Below are 20,652 nucleotides of genomic sequence, written 5' to 3'. Positions count from 1 at the left end.
TTATCCTTGAATCAAACGGGCGATTTGCGCGACGTGCTGCGCCACCAGCGCTTCATCACCGCGGCTTTCCACGTTCAGGCGCAGCAGGGGCTCGGTGTTGGAGCCGCGCAGGCTGAAACGCCAGTCGGCGAAGGCCACGCTGATGCCGTCGGTGCGGTCGACGCTGGGGTTTTGCGGCAGGTAGTGGTTCAGGATCTTGTCGATGGTGCCTTTCACATCGGCCACCTCGTAGTTGATCTCGCCGCTGCACGGGAACTTGGCGATACGCTCGTCCACCAGCTGGGCCAGGGTCTTGCCGGTCACGCTCATCAGCTCGGCCACCAGCAGCCACGGGATGTTGCCGCTGTCGCAGTAGGCAAAGTCGCGGAAGTAGTGGTGGGCGCTCATTTCGCCGCCGTATACGGCGTCTTCGGCGCGCATGCGCTCCTTGATGAAGGCATGGCCGGTCTTGCTCTGGATGGCCACGCCGCCGGCTGCTTCCACCTGTTCGATGGTGTTCCAGGTCAGGCGTGGGTCGTGGATGATCTTGCTGCCAGGGTGCTTGGCCAGCAGCATCTCGGCCAGCAGGCCGACCACGTAGTAGCCTTCGATGAAGCGGCCCTGGTTGTCGAAGAAAAAGCAGCGGTCGAAGTCGCCGTCGAAGGCGATGCCCATGTCGGCGCCGGTGTCGAGCACGGCTTGGCGGGTCAGGTCGCGGTTTTCCGGCAGCAGCGGGTTGGGAATGCCGTTGGGGAAGTTGCCGTCCGGCTCGCCGTTGATCAGGGTGATGTCCAGGGGCAGGCGTGCCTTGAGCAGCTCGATCACCGGGCCCACAGCGCCGTTACCGGGGTCGGCCAGCACCTTGAGCGGCTTGAGGGTGTCGAGGTTGACGTAGGTGAGCAGGTGGTCGATGTAGGCGGTCTTGTCGAACACCTCGCGCACCTGGCCGGGCTTGGCGGCAGGCTCACCCAGGCTACCGGCTTCGACGCGCTGGCGGATGTCGTTCAGGCCCGTGTCGCCGCTGATCGGGCGGGACTGCTCGCGCACCAGCTTCATGCCGTTGTAACCCTTGGGGTTATGGCTGGCGGTGATCATCACGCCGCCGTCGGCCTGGTGATGGCTGGTGGCAAAGTACACTTCTTCAGTACCGCACAGGCCGATGTCGATCACATCGGCGCCGCCTTCGGTCAGGCCTTTGATCAGCGCCAGCGACAAACCGGGGCTTTCCAGGCGCATGTCACGGCCCACCACGTAGGTGCGCCCGCCCAGCTGGGCCACCAGGGCGCGGCCAATGCGGTAGGCCACGTCATCGTTGAGGTCGGCAGGCACTTGGCCGCGGATATCGTAGGCTTTGAAACAACGGGTCTGGATGGGTGGGTACATACGTCTCACTCAATGCGGTGGCGCCAGGGGCGCCGACAGTCTGAACAGGGATAGCCGGCCACGGTGGGCGACCGAAGACCGGCCCGGTGCCTGGCCAGGCACGACGGGCCGACGGGAAAGCCTGGACTCAGGCGTCGCAACGACCGTAATTGTCCTCGAAACGCACGATGTCGTCTTCGCCGAGGTAGTCGCCGCTTTGAACTTCGATAAGCACCAGGTCGATCACGCCCGGGTTCTGCAAGCGGTGCTTGTGACCGGCGCGGATGAACGTGGATTCGTTAGTGTTGAGCATCAGCTCCTTGTCATCGTTGACCACCACGGCCATGCCGCTGACCACGATCCAGTGCTCGCTGCGGTGATGGTGCATCTGCAGGGACAGGGATGCCTTGGGCTTGACCACGATGCGCTTGATCTTGAAGCGCTCGCCGTCTTCCAGGGTGGTGTAGGTGCCCCAGGGGCGATGCACGGTGCGGTGCAGCAGGTGCGCCGAGTGGCCATCGCTTTTCAGGCGCTTGACGATGTGCTTGACGTCCTGGGCGTGGTCCTTGTGGGCGATCAGCAGGGCGTCGGGGGTGTCGACCACCAGCAAGTCCTGCACGCCGACCAGGGCCGCCAGGCGGTCTTCGGTGGTGACGTAGTTGTTGCTCGATGCGTGGGCCAGCACTTCGCCTTCGAAGCGGTTTCCCGATTCGTCCGGGGCGGTCAGTTCGCTGACGGCGTTCCACGACCCAATGTCGCTCCAGCCGATGTCGCAGGGAATGGTCGCGACCTTGCGTGAGCGCTCCATCAGGGCGTAATCGATGGAGATGTCAGGCACATTGGCGAATGTGTCGGGGTCGAGCGCCATGCAGCTGTAGCCCTTGGCGGTGGTGTGGCGCGAGGCCTCCAGCGTCTGGGCCACGGCGTGCAGCACGTCCGGGGCGTGTTCCTGGAACTGCTCGATGACGGTGCCGACCTGGAAGCAGAACATGCCGGCGTTCCAGAAATAGTTGCCGGCGGCTACATAGGCTTCGGCGGTGGCGGCATCGGGCTTCTCGACGAAGCGCGCGACCTTGAGGCCACCGTCCAGCGCGCCATCGGCGGCCGCTTCGATGTAGCCGAAGCCGGTTTCGGGGTACTGGGGCTTGATGCCGAAGGTGACCAGCCAACCTTGCTCGGCCAGGTGCACCGCTCGGTTTACGGCTTGGGAGAACGCCGCTTCGTCCTGGATCAGGTGGTCGGCAGCCAGCACCAGCATGTAGGCCTGCGGGCCATGCACCTGCTGGAGTTGCAGGGCGGCAGCGGCCACGGCGGCGGCGGTGTTGCGACCGAACGGTTCGAGAATATAGCCCTGGGGGTGGCCCTGGGTATTGATGGCGCGGTATTCGTCTTCGGTCTTGAACAGCAGTTCACGGTTGGTGACGGTCAGAACTTCTGCAACGCCGTCCAGTTTGGAGGCGCGCAGGAACGTCTTCTGAATCAGGTTTTGCCCGTCGGGCAGGGTCATGAACGGCTTGGGGTGAGCCTCACGAGAAACAGGCCACAAACGGCTGCCAACGCCACCGGAAAGAATAACCGGGATCAATTCCATATTCGGATCCTTAACAGCCAGTTGATGGTTCAATTGGCCAGCATGAGTCTTATTTCTGATCGTCGTCGCGCACAGCGCAACGCCGCTAAGTTACGCGCCTAGCGTGAGTAATCTCTGGCTATCCATAGGCTCGAGACGCAAGCATCACGGCGAAGAATACCAGAGAATACGCTTTGTAGCTTGCGCGCAGGCTGCGGCCAGCGTGGCCGACATGCCCTACCTGGTGATCGCCTCGGGCAGGTCGCGCGAGGGGGTGGTGAGCCGTGGTGTGTATCAGACAACGTCGGCGCCCATCGTTCCGTGAATCGCTCGCATTATCTTGCGATTTCCACCTGGGTTGGCCAGCCAAGCGCCTGCGTGCGCCGCTGCAGCGCCTGTGCCAGCGCCGTTTTCGCACCGGCCCGGCCATGCACCAGCACAATGCGCGCCGGGGCACGCTCGCTGCTGGTGGCGAAGGCGACCAGGCCGGCCTGGTCAGCGTGGCCTGAATAGCCACCGAGGGTCAGCACTTTGGCCCAGATGCTGTAGTACTGCCCCTCCAGGTCCACCTGGCCCAGGCCCTGCCCCCGTTTGCTGGCCTGGATCACCGCACCGGGCGTGCCCTTGGCCTGATGGCCTACGAACATCACTTCATGCCTGGGGTCGCCCAGCATGGCCTTGAGGTAATTGACGATGCGCCCGCCCGAGCACATGCCGTTGCCTGCAATGACGATGGCGGGCCTGCCGGTGCTTTTGAGGTAGTTGACCACCTGCTGGTGACGGGCGTGGGTGTCTACGCTGATCAGTTGGCCGAACGCGAGCGGGTCGCGGCCATCTGCCAGGCGCGCCCTGGCCTGCTCGTTCCAATAAGGGTGCAGGTCGCGGTAGGCCTGGGTAATGCGCTGGGCCAGGGGCGAATCGAGAATGATCGGCAGCTGCGACCAGTCCACGGGCTCGCCTTGTGGCGAGGGGCCCGTCTTGCCCAACAAGGCCTTGCGGTGCAGGACATCTTCTAGGTCATGGAGCAGTGCCTGGGTGCGCCCCAGGCTGAAGGCCGGGATCAGCAAGGTGCCGTGATCGGCCAGCGCGCGTTCGATGGCCGCTTCCAGTCGGTGGATGCGATCACCGGTGGGTGGGTGAAGGCGGTCGCCATAGGTGCTTTCCAGCACCAGCACATCGGCGTGCTCCGGGGGCTGCAAGGGGCGCAGCAAGGGGTCGTTGCCCGGGCCCAGGTCACCTGAAAATACATAGCGCGTGCTGTTTGGCCCGTGCTGGATGTCGCATTCGACGTAGGCTGAACCCAAGAGGTGACCCGCACGCTGCAAGCGGATGGCGCATGCCACCTGCGGGTGCTGAACCACGGTATGCCAGTGCCCGAAAGGCAGGGGCACGATCAGGTTGTGTACCAGGGCGATGTAGCGGGCCACTTGGGCAGGTGTGCTGTCGATGCCGAGCTTGAAGGCGTCTTCGAGCACCAGGGGCAATAACCTGGCGGAGGGCTCGCTACAGAGGATGGGGCCGCGGTATCCCTGGGCCAGCAATGCCGGAATGCGGCCTACGTGGTCCAGGTGCACGTGCGTGACGATCAGGGCCTGGATGCCAGTGATGTCGAACCCGAGCGCGTTGCCCTGCGCGCCCGATGTTGCATCGGCGCCCTGCTCGGCACCGCAGTCGACCAGCAGGCTGACGCCAGGGCCTAAATGAAGCTGATGGCAGGAACCCGTCACGCCGCGTACAGCGCCATGATGGGTTAGGCCGGGGTAATCCATGCTGCGCACTCTCGCCGGGGGCTAAAACGAAGTGAGCAATTAGTCCATGGTGACCGTTGCTTTAGTAGGCAGGCATTTCCTAAAGCAACCTAAGAAAAATCTTTATTTGCCGCTCAGCGCCGCTTCGCGGGCCGAAGCACGGATTTTGCGCTTGCTGCGCTGCACGCCATAGGCGCCCAGCAAAGGCCCAACGGCCAGGCCAATGATCAGCGCTGCCAGCACTACCACTGCCACGGGCACCTGTGGCGCAACCCAGCCAAACAAGGTCAAGGCTACGGTCTGCTGGTTTTCCAGCACGAAGAACAGCACTACAGCCGCCAGCAGCAGAACGAAGACAGCTGCCAGTGCACGCTTGAGGTTACGCATTGGGTTGCTCCTAGGAAATCAGGTGTGAGCCTCGTCTTCTTCTTCATTGACCCGATCACGCAATTCCTTGCCGGGTTTGAAGTGCGGAACGAACTTGCCTTCGAGGCTGACCGACTGGCCGGTCTTGGGGTTACGACCTACCCGTGGTGCCCGATAATGCAGCGAGAAGCTGCCAAAACCGCGGATCTCGATGCGATCACCGGTAGCAAGGCATTGTGACATCTGTTCAAGCATGGTCTTGATGGCCAGCTCTACGTCCTTGGACGAGAGTAGCCCTTGATGGGTGACAATACGTTCGATCAGCTCCGACTTCGTCATGATTTTCCCTTCGTTATCAAGCAGCTAGATCATTGCTTAACCAGTTTGTAGCACGGTGCGAGGGATTTGAACAGGTCGGTTCTTGACTTATTCGAAGAATGTTGGTCCAGGCTGGCGGGCAAGTGCAGACAGCACGGCGCCATGCCTGGGCGCAGCCAAAGGCCTTGACCGCCGTGCAGCACATAGATAGCACCGGGTGCCTTGGCACGCTTGGAACATTGTGATTAGAACCCACAAGGAGCTCCAAGCATGCCCTCTTCCCACCCCCATCCACCTGCACCACATGACCTCAATCGTGCCATCGCCATGCGCTTTGGCAACCGCCCTAGCCTGCGCCAAGTGGTAGGCAAGCAACTGATGAACCTGATCATCGCGCATTACCCCAAGGTGGCCGTTCACCGCCCCGACATGAAAACGGCCGAACCGCTGAAATTTCTTCGCTGGCACGTGGACGGCTACTGGACAGTTACCCCGCTTGTCGAGGTTGTGCTGCAACGCTTTCTTGATGGCGCACCGGTGGATTTTTCCCGCCAGGACCGCTTCAGCCTCAAGCCACCGCTTCGCTTTTTTGCCATCCCCGATGCGTTCGAAACAGCCGATGATGACCTTGTCGACCCCGGCACGCTTAACGATGCATTCAATGCGTTTCTGCCGACCCTTCATGCGTGCTTTGCACAGGCTCAGATCGACTACTGGAATGCAGGCAACGGCAACGATCACGATACCTGGGTTCAACAGGTGCTTCGCGCCGGGCTTCTGAGTGGGTTGGCCGATCAGGCGTTGACCGCTGATGAGCAGCGATGCTTGCAGGATCTGCTGCTCGAAAGAACCGAGGGTTTTGCCGTGCACACCGTACGCATGCATTGGCGCCTGGGCGAAGACAGCACCCGTGAACTGCTGCCTGGGCTGCTGGTGAACGCCAGTAGCGAAGTGGCCAACGTGACACTCTGGTGCACGTCTGCAGGGGATGTGAAAGGTTTCACCTCGCTAGAGGACTTTGGCACCTACTTGCAGACGCAGTACCGGCCGACAGCGACCGATGACGGTTTTTCGTGGGCGCTCTACGAAGCTGACGGTAACGCGTTTGCCTTGTTGTCCAGCGTATTGCTTGAAATCCTGCTGTCGCGGTTGAACCGTGTGCGGTTGAGCGATCTGAACACGGTGGATGAGTTGGCGTCTGCCTACCAGGCCGTGGTCGACCCCTCGCAGTTCTTCGCCCAGAGGGCCGATCTGCCCACTCAAAAGCTGGCCATCGATCTGCCTGAGAAATTGTTGAACGCCGACTTCAACAGTCAGAGCCGCTATCTCCAGGCGCTGATAGATGTTTGCGTGTTGCAGGCCTCCCAGGCAAATGCCCAGCCCCCTGCAGAACCGGATGATCTGCAACCCTATGCGCGGCGCAAGCTACGCGAACAGATGCTGGCCGATCACCCTGCAGACGGCGCCTTCGACGCGGACGACCTGTTACTGACCGTCAATACCTACGCCAATGACGGCCATGGGCTGGGTTTCCCGCAGCTGATAGAAACCAAGACGCTGACGTTGACCGAGTACGCCATCGGTCGCCTTGAGGCAACCGGCGCAAGCCCTGTAGCCGCTGTAGCCCATCGCACCCATGGGCAGATCCCTTCCTGGCTTGACCCCGAGTACCTGCGCCAGTTGGTTGCCACTGTAGACATAGGCGGCACCTATCCGCGCTACCTCGATGGCTTGCTTGGGGATGAACAGTACAAAGCCAGCCACCTCAACGCCTTTGCGGCGCAATGGCGCTTGGGCCTTATGCTCGATGCTGCCTTCGCGCTGTGTACCGGGCATATCGACTCACGCAGCTATGCGGCGGTGGCAAGCTTTTGCCGTTTACCCGCAAGCAATGAGAAGGCGTTGGCCATCGCGCCCCTGGCCTTCAAGCGCTCGCCCGACTCGCAGTTGATCGACAAGGCGCACGGTTTCTTCGTCATCCAGGTGGCCAATAGCGGCGCACTGTTGCTGTACTGTCCGATGCACAGGGGCGCGCTCAAACAATTCAAGGACCCGCACGGCCTCATGCAGGAGATTGCCCAGCCCGGCCGCGTGCAGGAAGAGGTGCTGGCATGGCTCGACCAAACGCACCGGGCCGTTTACGACAAGGGTGGCTTCAAAGAGCCCCATCTGCCCCACTGGGTGTTCGATCCGTACGCGCCACTGAACAAGCCAGCCCCTGTTGAACTCGCGCTGACGTTCTGGACCCATGACATCGATTCGAACCTGTTCGAAGCCAAGCGCTCGATGCTGCTCGAACTGGCCGACCGCAGCGCCATGAGCAACAGCGAGTTACGCTGGCAGTCCATCAAGACGTTTGCCTGGCAGTTGCTGAACGTGGTCGCGCCCGTTCTACCGGGGCCGATCTCTTCGATTGCCTTGCTGTACATCGGTATGACTGCAGTAGCCGAGGACCTGAAACTGCTGCTTGAAGGCAGCGCTACGGATCGAACCCAAGCTGTGGTGGATCTGCTGAACAACACACTGATGGTGCTGATCCATGCGCAGCTTCCCAGAACGGAGCCGCCCCACGCCGGGGCGCAGACTGGGCTGAGTATCGATCCAGCATCGGTGCGACTGGGCAGCGATATCGATCCGTTGCCATTGCCTGAGGCGGGCAGTGTGTCCACGGTCGAGGCACTGCAGGCGCAAGCGACCACACAACTCGATTTTGCATGGCGGGGCGCCCAGGGTTTCAATGAGCTATCCGGGGTTCAACGCACGCGATTGCAAGCCATGGCTGCCTCGGTAAGCCTGGACGGCGGGTCGGTGATCAAGCAAGGGCCTCTGGAAGGCTTGTACGAGCTTGAGCATGGGCGCTATGTGCGGCTGCAAGGAAAGGCTTATGCGGTCGACTCGGCCGATGGGCTTACCCGCATCGTCGGGCCGGATGGCAGCCAGGGGCCACTGATCAGACGCGACCCACAAGGGTGGCGTATCGATACGCGACTGCGCGGCGGCGGGGACCGACCCGGTTCAAGCACTCAGCAGCGCTTGCGCGAGCGGTTGGTCCGTCGGATCCGAACCGCGCAGCAGGCGGTCGAAAAAAGCCTCGACGACGCGGAAAGAGGCGCCGTTGAATATGAAGGCCTGCGCCCACGCATCGAGGCCGCTCGCGCTCAATGGCTGAAAGTGGATGAGCGGCTCAAGCAACCGCCGCCGCAAGATCCTGAACAGCATGCCCAGTTCGAGCGGGCAACCGGGCTGTTTGCCAAACGGCATACGGAGTTGCTGGCGCAGATAAAGAACTTGCGCCGCCAGCGTATCGAATCCGCTGTAGGGATTTTCCAGAGCTACCTTGAGGCCGAGCGCAACATGGTTGCCCTGTTCGATGACCGTAGCTACATGGCCAGCACCAGCTATGCGCCAGAACAGCGGCAGGCGTTGGCAGATGTCAGGCGCAACTTGATTGGCTATGGGCAGTTCATCATCGAAGAGCAGTTGCATACCGGTCGGTTCAGTGAGTATGACCGACTGACCACGGCGCTCAACGCCGCGCCACCTGAGGTGCGCCAAGCCGCGTATGACCAGTACCGTGAAGTGCTTGAAAGCATCATTATCGACCAGCCTTTGATCATCGAATACATGGCGGCGCTCGATCGGCTGCTTGCTGTTACCGATTTGGACATGACGGTACCGAGCACTCACGCAGCGGACAGGACCATCGCCCAGATCATCGAAGCGCGCACCACCACCACGCCAAACATACGGTTCTTCCAGGCCATGGGCCTGGTTGAGATGGCGCTGCGTTTTGAGGCCTTGCAAGACTATGCGCACTACGCGGTATTCAGGGCTGCACTTGCCGGGGAGCGCCTGCGGGTGGCCGCTAATGCTCACCATCTGTCCCTGTTCACCGACCTGCAGACTGCTCAGCGTATCGATATTCTGCAGAGTGCCTGGGATGAATATTCGGCCGCCATTCTTAACAGTCAGCGTATTGCCCAGCTGGGCAGCGAGCTCGTGGATATCGAGCGCCTCGAGGCGTATCGACAACAGATGGTCGAGCTCAAGACCATGGCCGGCGACGCGCTGGTCATCGCATTACGCGAGCAGGCCGTCGGCCAGCAACACTCCACCACCCGTCCGGTGTACCGTCGGCAGGCGTTGCAGGTGGCCAAGACAGCGGCCGGCCAGACGGTGATCGGTTCGGAGTCGATCGTGGATGGGCAGCCTGTGCTGCAAGTTCGCGGGACCTTCAGCCAGACGGCACTGCATACCTTCACCCGGGAAAGTGGCACATGGGTCGAACAACTGCCTGCTGTGGGCAAGGTATCACCCCCCAGGGCGCCCACACCGGAAAGCGAACGTCAGGAACAAGCGCTGGCTGAAGGGATGCTTGCTCAGAATCAGAACGTACTTGCCAAAGCGCGCAAGCTGGTCGAAGAAGATATCGATAGCCATTCATTGACGTCGATGCTCGATGCACAAATAGGGGAAGTGCAGACACTGCGCGATCAGCTAGCCGACAGTGAAGCGGACTCTGAACTGCTGCAACGCCTGGACGATGCCTTGGTGGCCTTGCGCGACGGGAAACGCGAGGTGCTGGTCAAGCTGCACAGCACCACACGCTTTCCCAGTGCAGAAGGCTTGCACTACTTGCACAAGCAAGGGCTGGTGCGGGTGACCTATCAAGGGCCGCGGCAGGCGCTGGCCGAAGGTTATCTGGATGAGTACCGCATCGATGTGCTAGAAGCGCCAGGCAGCGAGCGCGGCAAGCCCCTGTGGGCCGCTCACTTTCATTTCAATGACGCGGCCGCCGCACCGACGGCGTTCGGCAAAGGTCATCTGAAACTGTGGCGGCAGCGCAAGCTGGGTTACAGGGAACAGGTCAGAAGCGCTGCCGTGGGCGAGGAGTTGCGGATTCACCGAGGCAACCTGACCTATGCTCAGGCACGTGGGGTGATTCCTTTCCACTGACCAGACGCCGGGGTGCCTTGACGGCTGCGAGCGATTGGGGCTCTTGCGCAGCCGGTTTGGCGCCCTGACAAGGTCGCTCAAAGGTCGATCAATGCTGCTGAGCCAGGGATCTTTGGTAGGCACCCGCTCCTGCTAAAGCCGCACGTGCTTGACGAAATTGCAGGGCCGGTGTCGGGCGTCGAGCTGTTCGGCAAGGATGCCTTCCCAGGCAGTACGACAGGCCCCGGTAGAACCTGGCAGGCAACAGACCAGCGTATGATTGCTCAGCCCTGCCAAGGCGCGGCGCTGCACGGCCGAGGAGCCGACATCCAGAATGGACAGGGCGTGCAGCAGCTCGCCGAACCCGTCCACGCGCCGTTCCAGCAGGCATTCGACCGCTTCCGGGGTGTTGTCCCTGCCGGTAAAGCCTGTGCCACCTGTGATCAACACCACCTGCACCTGCTCGTCGGCAATCCAGGTCGCCACCTGAGCGCGGATTTTGTAAAGATCATCCTTGAGCAGAACCCGTGCGATCAGGTGGTGACCCATGTCCACCGAGCGGTCCGCCAGCAGCGCACCTGAGGTATCGCTCTCGACAGTGCGGTTATCGCTGACGGTCAAGACAGCGATGTTGAGCGGCACGAACACCGCATCAGGTTGAACACGCACAGCACAGCTCCTTCCAATGAGGTGATGGTCACGCTAGTAACACGCGCTGCCAGCGTCCAATCGATAGCGCAAACGGCTCGATCAATGGCATCTATCGCCACGGTACGTTACTGTCGGCGCAACCCTTTAGCAGGCGCAGGCATGGATATCAAGCAACTGAAGTTTCTCATCGCCCTCGACCAGACTCGCCATTTTGGCCAGGCGGCTGCGTTGTGCCACATCACCCAGCCCACGTTGTCCATGCGCCTGCGCAACCTGGAAGACGAACTGGACCTGGTGCTCGTCAAGCGCGGTCAGCGGTTCGAAGGGTTCACCGAGGCCGGCGAACGCATCCTGGCCTGGGCACGGACCCTGCTGGCCGCCCATGACGGCTTGCACGCCGAGGCGGCCCATTGCCGTGGCCAAGTGGTGGGGAGCCTGCGCCTGGGCACGGTGCCGCTGGCCAGTTTCAACCCGATGCAACTGCTGCTGCCGTTGCGGGCCAAGTACCCGGGCCTGCACTTCGAGCTCAGCTCGCTCAGCTCCGAACAGGTGATCGACGGCCTGAGCCGTAACCAACTGGACTTGGGCATCTGCTATCTGGACCAGGTCAACACGCAGTTTTTCGACGTCATCGAGCTGGGTACCACGACCATGGGCCTGCTGCACGATACCCGGCATTTTCAGTTCGACGCCCAAAGCCTGCGCTGGGACCAGCTGGGCGATACGCCACTGGGCCTGTTGAGCAAGGGGATGCATTACCGGCAGTCGCTGGACTTGAGCTTCCGTAGCCGCGGCCTGGAACCGAATGCTGTATTGGAAAGCGACTCCAGCTTTCAGCTGATCCAGGCCATCACCACTGGCCTGTGCTGCGCCATCATGCCGCTGGGCTGCGGCCTGGAAAGCCTCAGCGAGCACCTGCGCATCGTGCCGGTCACCGATGCCGCCATCCACAGCCCGGTAGGCCTGCTACTGCGCCGCAGCGAGCCCCGCTCGGCAATTGCCGAGCAGTGCTTCGCCGAGGCGCAGTTGGTACTTAAAACGCCCTGACGGGGACCGTTAGCGATACCGCTCAAGCCAATGTGCATAGGGCGCTGGCAAGGTCCAGGCAGCCTTTTCCACGCCCAGCTCCTTGGCCGCGAAATACGCCCAGTGCGGGTCAGCCAGATGAGCACGACCGACCGAGACCAGGTCCAGTTGCTCGGCGCGTACGGCCGCCTCGGCCAACTCCGGTTTGCCAAAGCCCCATGCCGAAGTGACGGGGATACCGGCTTCGCGGCGCACGCGCTCGGCAATCGGGCCCATGAAGGCAGGGCCCCATGGAATGTTGGTATCGGGAATGGTGAAGCCCACGCTTACGCTCAGCAGGTCCAGGCCGCCGGCCTTGAAGCGGCGCGCCAGCTCGATGGACTCCTCCAGGGTTTGCTCGTCACGCCCATCGTATTCCAGCACCCCGAAGCGAGCTGTCAGCGGCAGGTGCTCAGGCCACACTTCGCGTACCGCTGCCAGGGTTTCGAGCAGGAACCGGCTGCGGTTCTCGAAGCTGCCACCGTAGGCATCGGTGCGCTGGTTGGAGTGCTCGGAGAAGAAGCTCTGGCCCAGGTAACCGTGGGCAAAGTGCAGCTCGATCCACTCAAAGCCGGCGTCGCGTGCACGGCGCGCTGCATCGACGAAGTCCTGCTTGACCCGGGCGATGTCGTCCAGGGTCATGGCGCGCGGCACCTTGGGCAGGTTGGCACCGAAGGCGATGGCCGACGGGGCGATGGTTTCCCAGCCACGTGGATCATCGACTGCGATGTGATCATCGCCTTCCCATGGGCGGTTGGCGCTGGCTTTGCGACCGGCGTGGGCGATCTGGATGCCGGGCACGGAGCCGGCCGCCTTGATCGCCTGCACCACGGGCACGAACGCCTGGGCATGGGCATCGCTCCAGATACCGGCGCAGCCTGGGGTGATGCGGCCTTCGGGCGATACCGCCGTGGCCTCGACCACCAACAGACCGGCGCCGCCTCGGGCCATGCCAGCCAGGTGCACGTGGTGCCAGTCGTTGATCATGCCGTCTTCAGCGCGGTATTGGCACATCGGCGGGATGGCGATGCGGTTACGCAGGGTGACGTCTTTGAGGGTATAGGGTTCGAACAGGGCTGCCATGGAACACTCCAGGATCATTGAATACTGTAGTTCGATCATAATCGAACTATGGCAATAATGAAAAGCCCCGGTATCATGCAGACCATGCGAGCCTACAAACATCCCACTCCTGATGACCTTATTCTCGAACGCGTGCTGTACGCCTTGAGCGACCCGGTGCGCCTGGGCATCGTCCGCCATCTTGCTGGGGTGACCGAGGCCAGTTGCGGCGAGCTGGACGGAGGGAGGCCCAAGTCGAGCATGTCCCACCATTTTCGTGTGTTGAGGGACGCAGGGCTGGTACACACTCGCAATGTGGGCACCACGCACATGAACTCGCTGCGCAGCGACATGCTCGGGGAGCGTTTTCCGGGGTTGCTGGACTGCATTTTGCGCCAGGTCTGAGCGACCTGCGCTTGCCCGGATTCTCTTAAGCGATCGCCTCCTGCACCCTCAAGGCTGCCGAATGCCTGCGAAGGCGCGACCTCGCCTGCGCCCTGCCTGCCGTAAACCGCGCAAAAAAAAAGCCACGGGGTGACCCCCGTGGCTTTTCGATTACATCAGGACCGTGAATTACAGGGCCATGTCGTTCTCGGGCTTGCTTTCAACCGGCTGACTTGGCGCGACTGCGCTGGTACCGACGCTTTCGTCGATGACCGGCGGCTTGGCCAATTGCAGCACTTCGGCGGTGTAGTTCCACTCTTTCTGAGTAGCAGCGGCCGAGTCGTTCAGCTTGGTGCCGTAGCTTGGGACGATTTCCTTGATCTTGGCCTGCCACTCTGGAGTAGCGACCTTCTCCTTGAACACGGTTTCCAGCACGTTCAGCATGATCGGCGCAGCAGTCGATGCACCTGGCGAAGCGCCCAACAGACCTGCAATGGTGCGGTCCTGAGAGGCCACCACTTCGGTGCCCAGCTTCAGCACGCCGCCCTTCTCTTCGTCACGCTTGATGATCTGCACGCGCTGACCGGCCTGCCACAGTTTCCAGTCTTCCTTCTTGGCATTCGGGAAGTAGGTGCGCAGCGCGTCGAAACGGTCGTCGTCAGACAGCATCAGCTGGCCTGCGAGGTATTCCACCAGCGGGTACTGGTCGATGCCCACGCGGGTCATTGGCCACAGGTTGTGGGTGGTGGTGCTGCTGAGCAGGTCCAGGTACGAGCCATTCTTCAGGAACTTGGTCGAGAAGGTCGCGAACGGGCCAAACAGAATCACACGCTTGCCGTCGAGCACGCGGGTGTCCAGGTGGGGTACCGACATGGGCGGCGCACCGGTGGACGCGATGCCGTAGGCCTTGGCCATGTGCTGCATGGCAACGGTTGGGTTCTCGGTCACCAGGAACGAGCCGCCCACCGGGAAGCCTGCATATTCCTTGGCTTCCGGAATACCGGACTTCTGCAGCAGCTTCAACGCGCCGCCACCGGCCCCGATGAACAGGAACTTGGCATCGGTAGCCGACTTGCTACCGTCCTTCAGGTTCTTGTACTCGACGTGCCAGGAGCCGTCCTTGTTGCGGCTGATGTCCTGCACTTCGCTGGACAGCTTCAGGTCGAAGCCTTGCTGGGTCTGCAGGTGACCGACGAACTGGCGGGTAATTTCGCCGAAGTTCACGTCGGTGCCGATTGGCGTCCAGGTGACGGCCAGCTTCTGGGCCGGATCACGGCCTTCCATCATCAGCGGGACCCACTTGGCGATCTGCGCGTGATCTTCGGAGTACTGCATCGGGCGGAACAGCGGGCTTGCCTGCAGCGCTTCATAGCGCTTCTTCAGGAACTTGATGTTGTCGTCGCCCCACACGAAGCTCATGTGCGGCGTGGTGTTGATGAACGCGCGTGGGTTCTTCAACACGCCCTGGCGTACCTGCCAAGACCAGAACTGACGGGAAATCTGGAAGGCTTCGTTGATCTCGATGGCCTTGGAGATGTTGATGTTGCCGTCTTTGTCTTCGGGGGTGTAGTTCAGCTCAGCCAGCGCGGAGTGACCGGTACCGGCATTGTTCCAGCCGTTGGAGCTTTCTTCGGCCACGCCGTCCAGGCGCTCGACCATCTCCATCGACCAGCTCGGCTCCAGCTCGTGCAGCCAGACGGCCAGGGTGGAGCTCATGATGCCGCCGCCGACCAACAGTACGTCGACTTTCTTGGTTTCTGCGGCGTGTGCGTGCATGACAGTTGCAGCGACAGCTAGACCCAGCAAGGTCTTGCCAGCTTTCTTGAACATTGATCAATTCCAGTCAGGAGAACGGAGGTGGGCCTGTGGCTGACCCAGGTAACGCGTGTTCTTCAGCGCAGGCTTGTTATTGATCATTGTTCGGCAGCCAGAGAACCGGAAAACGAATCAGGCTTTTGTCGCATTGACCTACATCACTGAATCGTTTTTCCGATTGTAACCGAAATGCCAGCACAAACAAATTGGGCGGCCAAGCGCAAGACGACAGGTTGTCTCAGGCTGACGGCCCTTCAGGCATTGATCGACTCGAAGGCGTGCATCGGCGCCGTCTTGGGGTAGAACTGAGGAAACTCCTCCTCCACGATCCAGGGCTCCTTCATCACCAGGTACACATCGAGGTATTCGGAATACCCCTCCCAGACGTGCAAGTCGTTCGCCTCGGCCACAGCCCGCGACAGCACGCCCATGCCGCCGAAGCTCTTGATCATCGACACGCTGACGATCTCGCTGCCGGAATGGAACACGGTCGCTGCCTCGAGCCCGCCGCCCTGGTGGTTGGCGAAGCGCGAGAAGATGGAGGCGTACGGGCATTCGGGCAACGGCTTGATGACCACCGACGGGGCGGTGTCGCCACTGACCGAGCAGGCCACTACCTCGATGCGCAAGCCCTTGAGCGAAACCGAATAGAACCCCTCGGGCATGCTGTCGCCCAGGATCACCACCATGTCGGCTTCGCCCTTGGCCAGCTTGGTGAGGTTGTCGGGGGATTCGGAACAGCTGAAGATGGGGCTGCACCCGGACAGGTTGCTGGCCACACCCGCCATGATCTGCTGGTTGATCTCCATCGACAGGGTGCTGTTCAGGGCGACCCGCAATGGCTGGCTTTGGCGTTCGCGCAGTTGCTTGATCTTCAGTTGCATGCGTTCGGAGCAGCGCACGATCTCCAGCACATGGGGCAGGATCCCGACCCCTTCCTGCGTCAGCGACACGCCTTTGTTGGTGCGGTCAAAGAGCTTGAAGCCGCAGTGATCCTCCAGTTTTTTCAACTGCGCCGCCAGCGCCTGCACCGTCACGTGGACCTGCTCGGCGGCATCGGTGATCGACCCCGTTCTCGCGACGTTGGCGATGTTTCGCAGCACCTTGATATCCATTCGACACCCCTCCCAAGACGTGCTCAAGCCCGCATGCAACAAGGCCTGGAAGGATAACGCACAACCGCCGCCGCTGTCTGCTCGGTACGTCGGCTGGCAACAAGCGGCGGTTGAGGCACCTCAAAAAAAAGTGAAGTTTCTGCCATCATTTCGCCTGCTAGATTGGCGCCCAGATTTCAACGGGAAGAGATGCCAATGCTTACACTCAAACGGAATATTGATGACGCACTGCGCCTGAACAAGACAGTCAACGTGCTGGGCAAGGACTTCGCATTGAATGGCGGTTTTGGCCATTTCGTGGCGTTCTCCAAGAGCTGGGAAACCATGGGCGTGGACAAGTACTACGGCCAGGCCGACAAGGGTACCCGCTATCGCCGCTACAGCGATTTCGACTTCAACCCGGCGACCGGCGAGCTGCAGGAGCTCGAACACCGTGCCTATGAACAGTCCGAGGCCCATAACCAGTATGTGGGTGGCATGCGGCGCCACTTTGACGATGTGTCCAGCGATGTCTTCAACTCACCGGTGCTGCGCGCCCTGATCAAGCTGGACTTCGATGTGTACAAGGCCGTGCTGCCCGAAGAGCTGCACAACGTGCCTTGGCAATGCCAGGTTCACCAGATCCGCATCGAGGTCAAACCCGGCGAGCAGATCGAAATCACGCCAGAAGGCATCCATTGCGATGGCTACCCTTTCAGCGGCGTGCACTTCTGGGGCCGCCATAACATCGAAGGCGCCACCAGCAAGGTCTATGACAAACAGTCGAACGTGATCGACTCCGGCACCTACCAGGAAATTCTCGACACCACGTATTTCCTCGACCGCGAGCTGCAGCACTACGTTACCCCGGCCACCAACCCCAGCGAATCGGAAATGGGCTATCGGCAGATCATCGCCATCTCCTTCTCCCGGCCGGGGACCGAACATGACATTGTCAAATAGCCTTGAGCAGGCAACGCGCAGCGTTGCCGTGCCCGACCGCATGAACGGCCTGACCATCAAGAAGGCCACGCCGTTTCATGCCACGCGCCTGGTCAATTTCCTCAAGCGGTTCGACGAGATTGCGTTTTGTGACTGGCAGAGCGAGGACCTGCTCAAGGGCTTGTTGAGCCATGACAACACGTTCTGCTACCTGGCGGAAAACCACAGCGGGGCGATCATCGGTGCCGTGGCCGGGGGGACGATGGGTACACGCGGTACCATCAACCACCTGGCAGTGTCGCCGGACTATCGCCACAGCCGCATCGGCACGTCCCTGACCAACTCGATCCTCAACGACTTCCGTCAGCATGGCATCCGCCGGGTGTTCCTGTTCATCGACCAGGACAATGCGTCGGCGGTGCGGTTCTGGAACCGACAGGGCTTCAGCCAGACGCGCGGCGAGATCACCTGCGAGGTCGATCTATGACCGACCTCGCCTTGCACCCGGTCTCGCGCAGGGAAAGCTTCGTCGATGCCTTGCCGGTGATCACCGGCTACTTCGTCGTGAGCTTCGTGTTTGGCGTGATGTGCATCAACGCCGGGCTGCCCTTGTGGCTCCCGGTGGCGATGTGCGTGTTCGTCTACGCAGGCGCCGCGCAGTTCGCGGCGCTGGCGCTGATCACCTCGGGTGCGCCGTTGCTGACCATCGCGTTGTCAACGCTGCTGATCAATTCGCGGCACATGCTCATGGCCATGTACATGGCCAAGCAGAGCGATGGGCTGGGCATCTCCAGGTCGCAAAAGCTGATGTATGCCTTTGGCCTGACCGACGAATCGTTCGCCTTGCACAGCCAACGCCTGCAAGCCGGCAAGTACACCCCGCCTGGCTACCTGCTGCAGTTCAACACCTGGTGCCATGCCAGCTGGATTGCCGGCGCCCTGCTCGGCGCCGTGGCCTCCGATGCGCTGAGTCGCTTCTCTGCATTCAAGCTGGACTACGCGCTGACCGCCATGATGATCTTCGTGCTGGTGTCGCTGTGCAACAGCCGGCCCAAGCTGATCGTCGCCCTGGTGGTGATTGCCGCGACCTGCCTGCTCAACGCGCTGTACCCCTCCCCTTTGAATGTGTTCGTGGCTACGGCCATGGGCTGCGGAGTAGGCCTATGCCTGAAGAAAAATACCTGATCGGCGCGGTGGCCTTGATGATGGCCATCACCTACTTCACCCGGGCCACGCCCCTGCTGTTCCGAATGCAGGGCACGCCCAAGGTGTTCAACGACGTCATCGAGTACCTGCCCGTGGCGATCATCGCCAGCATCACCGTGCCCGCGCTGCTGATGGCCAAGGACGGCTCGCTGATGGCCATGAACGCCGACATGCTGGCCGCCGTGCCGGTGGTGATCGTGGCCTACTTCACCCGGAGTTTGATTTTCAGCGTGGCGGCAGGCATTGCCGCGCACGTCGCCATCACGCTTGTGGCGTGACGTCGATCTCAATTGCACCTGTGCGTAACGGCATCGAATCTACAAGGACACTGGCATGAGCCCTGCCCGTAAACACGTGACACTGGCAAATCTGAGCGAGTTTGCCCGCCTCATGCCCAAGGGCTTGCCACAGGACCAGGTAATCGCGGCACTGGATGACCTGTCGCTCAAATGCTCGCTGAACTACCAGCTGAGCAAGACGTTCCTGGCCGAGGGCTGGATCGTGGAGTACCGCCACTTGCGTGCTGCAGCCCGGCTGAACCCGGTCAACGACCTGCTTCTGTTCGCCACCGCCGGTGGCTTGAGGGTTATCAAGGCCGATGGCACGCAGCAGCTGATGAAAAGCGGCGATCAGCTTGTGCTGGCAGCGGACAACCAGGTGACGGTTTGGCCTGAGGGCGAGGATGGACATGCCAGTTTGATTGCACTGTCCGTTGAGTTGGATTTGGGGCAGGTGCTTGAAGATGTGGGGGATGAGCGGGTGTGGTAGGTGGGTGACGCCCAGGGGGGGGGCGTAACGGCAAGGCCGCTAACTCAGGCGTCACACAGTCCGTGTGGGAACGGCCTTGCCGGGGCACCGGACCGGCCGCGATGGGCCGCAACGCGGCCCGGGCATGCAGGCGGTTAGCACACGGCCCGCCCCAACAACCTCCTAGTTCGTCTCCAGCTCATACGCCTTGCTCACGAACAACGCGGCGTAAAGGCTCTTGCCTTCCTTGAAGGTGTAGGTTTCCTCGAAGTCGTCCCCAGCCGCCAGCTTCTGCGCAATGGCGCATTCCGAATCGCTGTGCTGCTTGGCCTTGGTGCCAAAGTCGCTGCTCCAGCTAGAAAACCCTACCGCTTGGCAGAAGTCGGCAAACTTGGCGTTGGGCGTGGTGTGCTGGAAGGCTTCGAAGGCCGTACGCACGGGCTTGAAGCCGCTGTAGCTGAGCTCATAGCGCTCCACTTTGGCCTTGCGCGCCAGTTCCGACACTGCCTCGCTGAACATGGCCAGGCCAGAAGGCGGGCTGAAGGCGGCGACGATCTGGCCGCCCAGGGCTGCCTTGAACTGGGCCTGCACATCATCGAGTTCGGGCATCGAGTGCAAGGTGGCCTTGCGCACGATTTCGCCCACCTTCGAACCGTCGTTGCGGTGAGTGACCACGAACGTCATCACGCCCTCGCCATCGCTGGAGCGCTGCAACGTGAGGTCCAGGTCGATCCTGGTCCCGAATTGCCCTGTGCTGTTGACCAGGAAAGCGCCTGTGACAGGTTGGCGCGCCGCCAGGTTCACCCCCCAAGGCATCTTCGCCTGGCTCGCGCGGCCGTTGGCCGTCAGCTCGGCGGTCGGTTGGATTTCGTCGCTCACATCAGCGACCCGGACGATGTCCTGGCCCTGGGCCGCGATATACGGGTCGGCCATCTGCATGCCCAGCAACTGGACATGGATCTCGCCATCCTTGCTGTCACCGCTGTGCGACAGTTTCAACGCATCGGCCTTCAGGAAAACGCCGGTCACGTAGCGTGATTCAAGTGCGTTCATCTGGTACTCGGCCCAGTTGCCCAGGCCTTCGTGCATGTCCATGCCGCGCATCGAGGCCATCACGCCGGCCATGCTGCGCATGAACTGTTGCGCGCCGTTGGTCTGCACGGCGGCCACACGGACCTCTGGGTCGGCCACTGTCAGGTTACCGGAGAGCGCCGAATACGAAATGTCGCCTTCGGACAGCACGTCTTCAAGGAAGTAGCGTTCTTTGAAGTCTTCGTAGTACGCCATGGCTTGCTTCTTGCCACTGCTCGACACCACGGCATAGGTGACGCCGAGCGCTACCGCCACGACCGCCACACCGCCAATCAACTTCTGCTTTGCGTTCATCTGCTTGATCATGGGTTATGCC

General features: G+C 61.5%; 18 protein-coding genes. 8 read left to right on the top strand and 10 right to left on the bottom strand.

The genetic code is table 11. The annotated features are described in order from the left end of the window. From B2Y33_RS17470 to ihfB, 5 genes are all read right to left on the bottom strand, one after another. Positions 1 to 1,362 (bottom strand): phosphomannomutase, encoded by a 1,362-nt coding sequence (locus B2Y33_RS17470; RefSeq protein WP_206405697.1) that lies wholly within the window; start codon positions 1,360 to 1,362, stop codon positions 1 to 3. Between the two features lie 127 nt (positions 1,363 to 1,489). Then, positions 1,490 to 2,932 carry a mannose-1-phosphate guanylyltransferase/mannose-6-phosphate isomerase gene (locus B2Y33_RS17465; protein ID WP_027914253.1) on the bottom strand — a complete coding sequence of 481 codons (1,443 nt, stop codon included), beginning with the start codon at positions 2,930 to 2,932 and terminating at the stop codon, positions 1,490 to 1,492. 314 nt (positions 2,933 to 3,246) lie between these two features. Continuing rightward, positions 3,247 to 4,680: an MBL fold metallo-hydrolase RNA specificity domain-containing protein gene (locus tag B2Y33_RS17460; RefSeq protein WP_206405698.1), complete on the bottom strand. Its 1,434-nt coding sequence runs from the start codon at positions 4,678 to 4,680 to the stop codon at positions 3,247 to 3,249. A gap of 102 nt (positions 4,681 to 4,782) precedes the next feature. After that, positions 4,783 to 5,046, bottom strand: coding sequence for a lipopolysaccharide assembly protein LapA domain-containing protein (locus B2Y33_RS17455; RefSeq protein ID WP_023536255.1), 264 nt, complete (start codon positions 5,044 to 5,046; stop codon positions 4,783 to 4,785). An 18-nt stretch (positions 5,047 to 5,064) separates the two neighbouring features. Beyond that, on the bottom strand, positions 5,065 to 5,364 hold the full coding sequence (gene ihfB / locus B2Y33_RS17450; protein ID WP_023536263.1) for an integration host factor subunit beta: 300 nt from the start codon (positions 5,362 to 5,364) through the stop codon (positions 5,065 to 5,067). Between the two features lie 249 nt (positions 5,365 to 5,613). Between ihfB and B2Y33_RS17445 the strand changes: the two genes are divergently transcribed. Further along, positions 5,614 to 10,299 (top strand): dermonecrotic toxin domain-containing protein, encoded by a 4,686-nt coding sequence (locus tag B2Y33_RS17445; RefSeq protein ID WP_206405699.1) that lies wholly within the window; start codon positions 5,614 to 5,616, stop codon positions 10,297 to 10,299. A gap of 132 nt (positions 10,300 to 10,431) precedes the next feature. On the opposite strand, the gene moaB is transcribed toward B2Y33_RS17445, so the two are convergent. Further along, the gene (gene moaB, locus B2Y33_RS17440; RefSeq protein ID WP_181073808.1) at positions 10,432 to 10,947 is read right to left on the bottom strand and encodes a molybdenum cofactor biosynthesis protein B; all 516 of its coding nucleotides are present in this window, start codon (positions 10,945 to 10,947) and stop codon (positions 10,432 to 10,434) included. A gap of 141 nt (positions 10,948 to 11,088) precedes the next feature. On the opposite strand from moaB, the gene B2Y33_RS17435 reads away from it, so the two are divergent. After that, positions 11,089 to 11,976, top strand: a complete 888-nt coding sequence (locus tag B2Y33_RS17435; RefSeq protein ID WP_049696425.1) for a LysR family transcriptional regulator — start codon at positions 11,089 to 11,091, stop codon at positions 11,974 to 11,976. Positions 11,977 to 11,985: 9 nt separating this feature from the next. Here B2Y33_RS17435 and xenA read toward each other — a convergent pair whose 3' ends face one another. Then, positions 11,986 to 13,077, bottom strand: coding sequence for a xenobiotic reductase XenA (gene xenA / locus B2Y33_RS17430; protein ID WP_027914248.1), 1,092 nt, complete (start codon positions 13,075 to 13,077; stop codon positions 11,986 to 11,988). Between the two features lie 48 nt (positions 13,078 to 13,125). On the opposite strand from xenA, the gene B2Y33_RS17425 reads away from it, so the two are divergent. Next, positions 13,126 to 13,461: an ArsR/SmtB family transcription factor gene (locus B2Y33_RS17425; protein ID WP_049696427.1), complete on the top strand. Its 336-nt coding sequence runs from the start codon at positions 13,126 to 13,128 to the stop codon at positions 13,459 to 13,461. A gap of 168 nt (positions 13,462 to 13,629) precedes the next feature. Here B2Y33_RS17425 and mqo read toward each other — a convergent pair whose 3' ends face one another. Next, the gene (gene mqo, locus B2Y33_RS17420; protein WP_027914246.1) at positions 13,630 to 15,270 is read right to left on the bottom strand and encodes a malate dehydrogenase (quinone); all 1,641 of its coding nucleotides are present in this window, start codon (positions 15,268 to 15,270) and stop codon (positions 13,630 to 13,632) included. Between the two features lie 239 nt (positions 15,271 to 15,509). After that, positions 15,510 to 16,370 (bottom strand): LysR family transcriptional regulator, encoded by an 861-nt coding sequence (locus tag B2Y33_RS17415; protein ID WP_042139635.1) that lies wholly within the window; start codon positions 16,368 to 16,370, stop codon positions 15,510 to 15,512. A 195-nt stretch (positions 16,371 to 16,565) separates the two neighbouring features. On the opposite strand from B2Y33_RS17415, the gene B2Y33_RS17410 reads away from it, so the two are divergent. The 5 genes from B2Y33_RS17410 to B2Y33_RS17390 are packed head-to-tail and all read left to right on the top strand — an operon-like array spanning position 16,566 to position 19,265. Further along, on the top strand, positions 16,566 to 17,312 hold the full coding sequence (locus B2Y33_RS17410; protein WP_206405701.1) for a 2OG-Fe dioxygenase family protein: 747 nt from the start codon (positions 16,566 to 16,568) through the stop codon (positions 17,310 to 17,312). Next, positions 17,296 to 17,778: a GNAT family N-acetyltransferase gene (locus B2Y33_RS17405; protein WP_028687400.1), complete on the top strand. Its 483-nt coding sequence runs from the start codon at positions 17,296 to 17,298 to the stop codon at positions 17,776 to 17,778. Before B2Y33_RS17410 ends, B2Y33_RS17405 begins: the two co-directional genes overlap by 17 nt. Beyond that, positions 17,775 to 18,476 carry an AzlC family ABC transporter permease gene (locus tag B2Y33_RS17400; protein WP_088523124.1) on the top strand — a complete coding sequence of 234 codons (702 nt, stop codon included), beginning with the start codon at positions 17,775 to 17,777 and terminating at the stop codon, positions 18,474 to 18,476. The genes B2Y33_RS17405 and B2Y33_RS17400 overlap by 4 nt, the downstream gene beginning before the upstream one ends. Beyond that, entirely contained in the window at positions 18,455 to 18,775 is a 321-nt protein-coding gene (locus B2Y33_RS17395) for an AzlD domain-containing protein (RefSeq protein WP_028687398.1), read from the top strand. The genes B2Y33_RS17400 and B2Y33_RS17395 overlap by 22 nt, the downstream gene beginning before the upstream one ends. 55 nt (positions 18,776 to 18,830) lie before the next feature. Further along, positions 18,831 to 19,265 (top strand): hypothetical protein, encoded by a 435-nt coding sequence (locus tag B2Y33_RS17390; RefSeq protein WP_206405702.1) that lies wholly within the window; start codon positions 18,831 to 18,833, stop codon positions 19,263 to 19,265. A gap of 162 nt (positions 19,266 to 19,427) precedes the next feature. On the opposite strand, the gene B2Y33_RS17385 is transcribed toward B2Y33_RS17390, so the two are convergent. Further along, positions 19,428 to 20,642: a hypothetical protein gene (locus tag B2Y33_RS17385; protein ID WP_027914241.1), complete on the bottom strand. Its 1,215-nt coding sequence runs from the start codon at positions 20,640 to 20,642 to the stop codon at positions 19,428 to 19,430. Between the last annotated feature and the right edge of the window lie 10 nt (positions 20,643 to 20,652).

The organism is Pseudomonas sp. UBA5666 (assembly GCF_002420785.1).
Classification (GTDB): domain Bacteria; phylum Pseudomonadota; class Gammaproteobacteria; order Pseudomonadales; family Pseudomonadaceae; genus Aquipseudomonas; species Aquipseudomonas fulva.
Note: the sequence above shows the minus strand (reverse complement) of the source record. Positions and strands in the feature narration are given on the sequence as shown.

Coding starts and splice junctions, on each gene's coding strand:
- B2Y33_RS17390 (WP_206405702.1), top strand. CDS start 18,831: ATGAGCCCTGCCCGTAAACACGTGACACTGGCAAATCTGAGCGAGTTT.
- B2Y33_RS17410 (WP_206405701.1), top strand. CDS start 16,566: ATGCTTACACTCAAACGGAATATTGATGACGCACTGCGCCTGAACAAG.
- xenA (WP_027914248.1), bottom strand. CDS start 13,077: ATGGCAGCCCTGTTCGAACCCTATACCCTCAAAGACGTCACCCTGCGT.
- ihfB (WP_023536263.1), bottom strand. CDS start 5,364: ATGACGAAGTCGGAGCTGATCGAACGTATTGTCACCCATCAAGGGCTA.
- mqo (WP_027914246.1), bottom strand. CDS start 15,270: ATGTTCAAGAAAGCTGGCAAGACCTTGCTGGGTCTAGCTGTCGCTGCA.
- B2Y33_RS17460 (WP_206405698.1), bottom strand. CDS start 4,680: ATGGATTACCCCGGCCTAACCCATCATGGCGCTGTACGCGGCGTGACG.
- B2Y33_RS17415 (WP_042139635.1), bottom strand. CDS start 16,370: ATGGATATCAAGGTGCTGCGAAACATCGCCAACGTCGCGAGAACGGGG.
- B2Y33_RS17455 (WP_023536255.1), bottom strand. CDS start 5,046: ATGCGTAACCTCAAGCGTGCACTGGCAGCTGTCTTCGTTCTGCTGCTG.
- B2Y33_RS17445 (WP_206405699.1), top strand. CDS start 5,614: ATGCCCTCTTCCCACCCCCATCCACCTGCACCACATGACCTCAATCGT.
- B2Y33_RS17425 (WP_049696427.1), top strand. CDS start 13,126: ATGGCAATAATGAAAAGCCCCGGTATCATGCAGACCATGCGAGCCTAC.
- B2Y33_RS17400 (WP_088523124.1), top strand. CDS start 17,775: ATGACCGACCTCGCCTTGCACCCGGTCTCGCGCAGGGAAAGCTTCGTC.
- B2Y33_RS17470 (WP_206405697.1), bottom strand. CDS start 1,362: ATGTACCCACCCATCCAGACCCGTTGTTTCAAAGCCTACGATATCCGC.
- B2Y33_RS17385 (WP_027914241.1), bottom strand. CDS start 20,642: ATGATCAAGCAGATGAACGCAAAGCAGAAGTTGATTGGCGGTGTGGCG.
- B2Y33_RS17405 (WP_028687400.1), top strand. CDS start 17,296: ATGACATTGTCAAATAGCCTTGAGCAGGCAACGCGCAGCGTTGCCGTG.
- B2Y33_RS17395 (WP_028687398.1), top strand. CDS start 18,455: ATGCCTGAAGAAAAATACCTGATCGGCGCGGTGGCCTTGATGATGGCC.
- B2Y33_RS17465 (WP_027914253.1), bottom strand. CDS start 2,932: ATGGAATTGATCCCGGTTATTCTTTCCGGTGGCGTTGGCAGCCGTTTG.
- B2Y33_RS17435 (WP_049696425.1), top strand. CDS start 11,089: ATGGATATCAAGCAACTGAAGTTTCTCATCGCCCTCGACCAGACTCGC.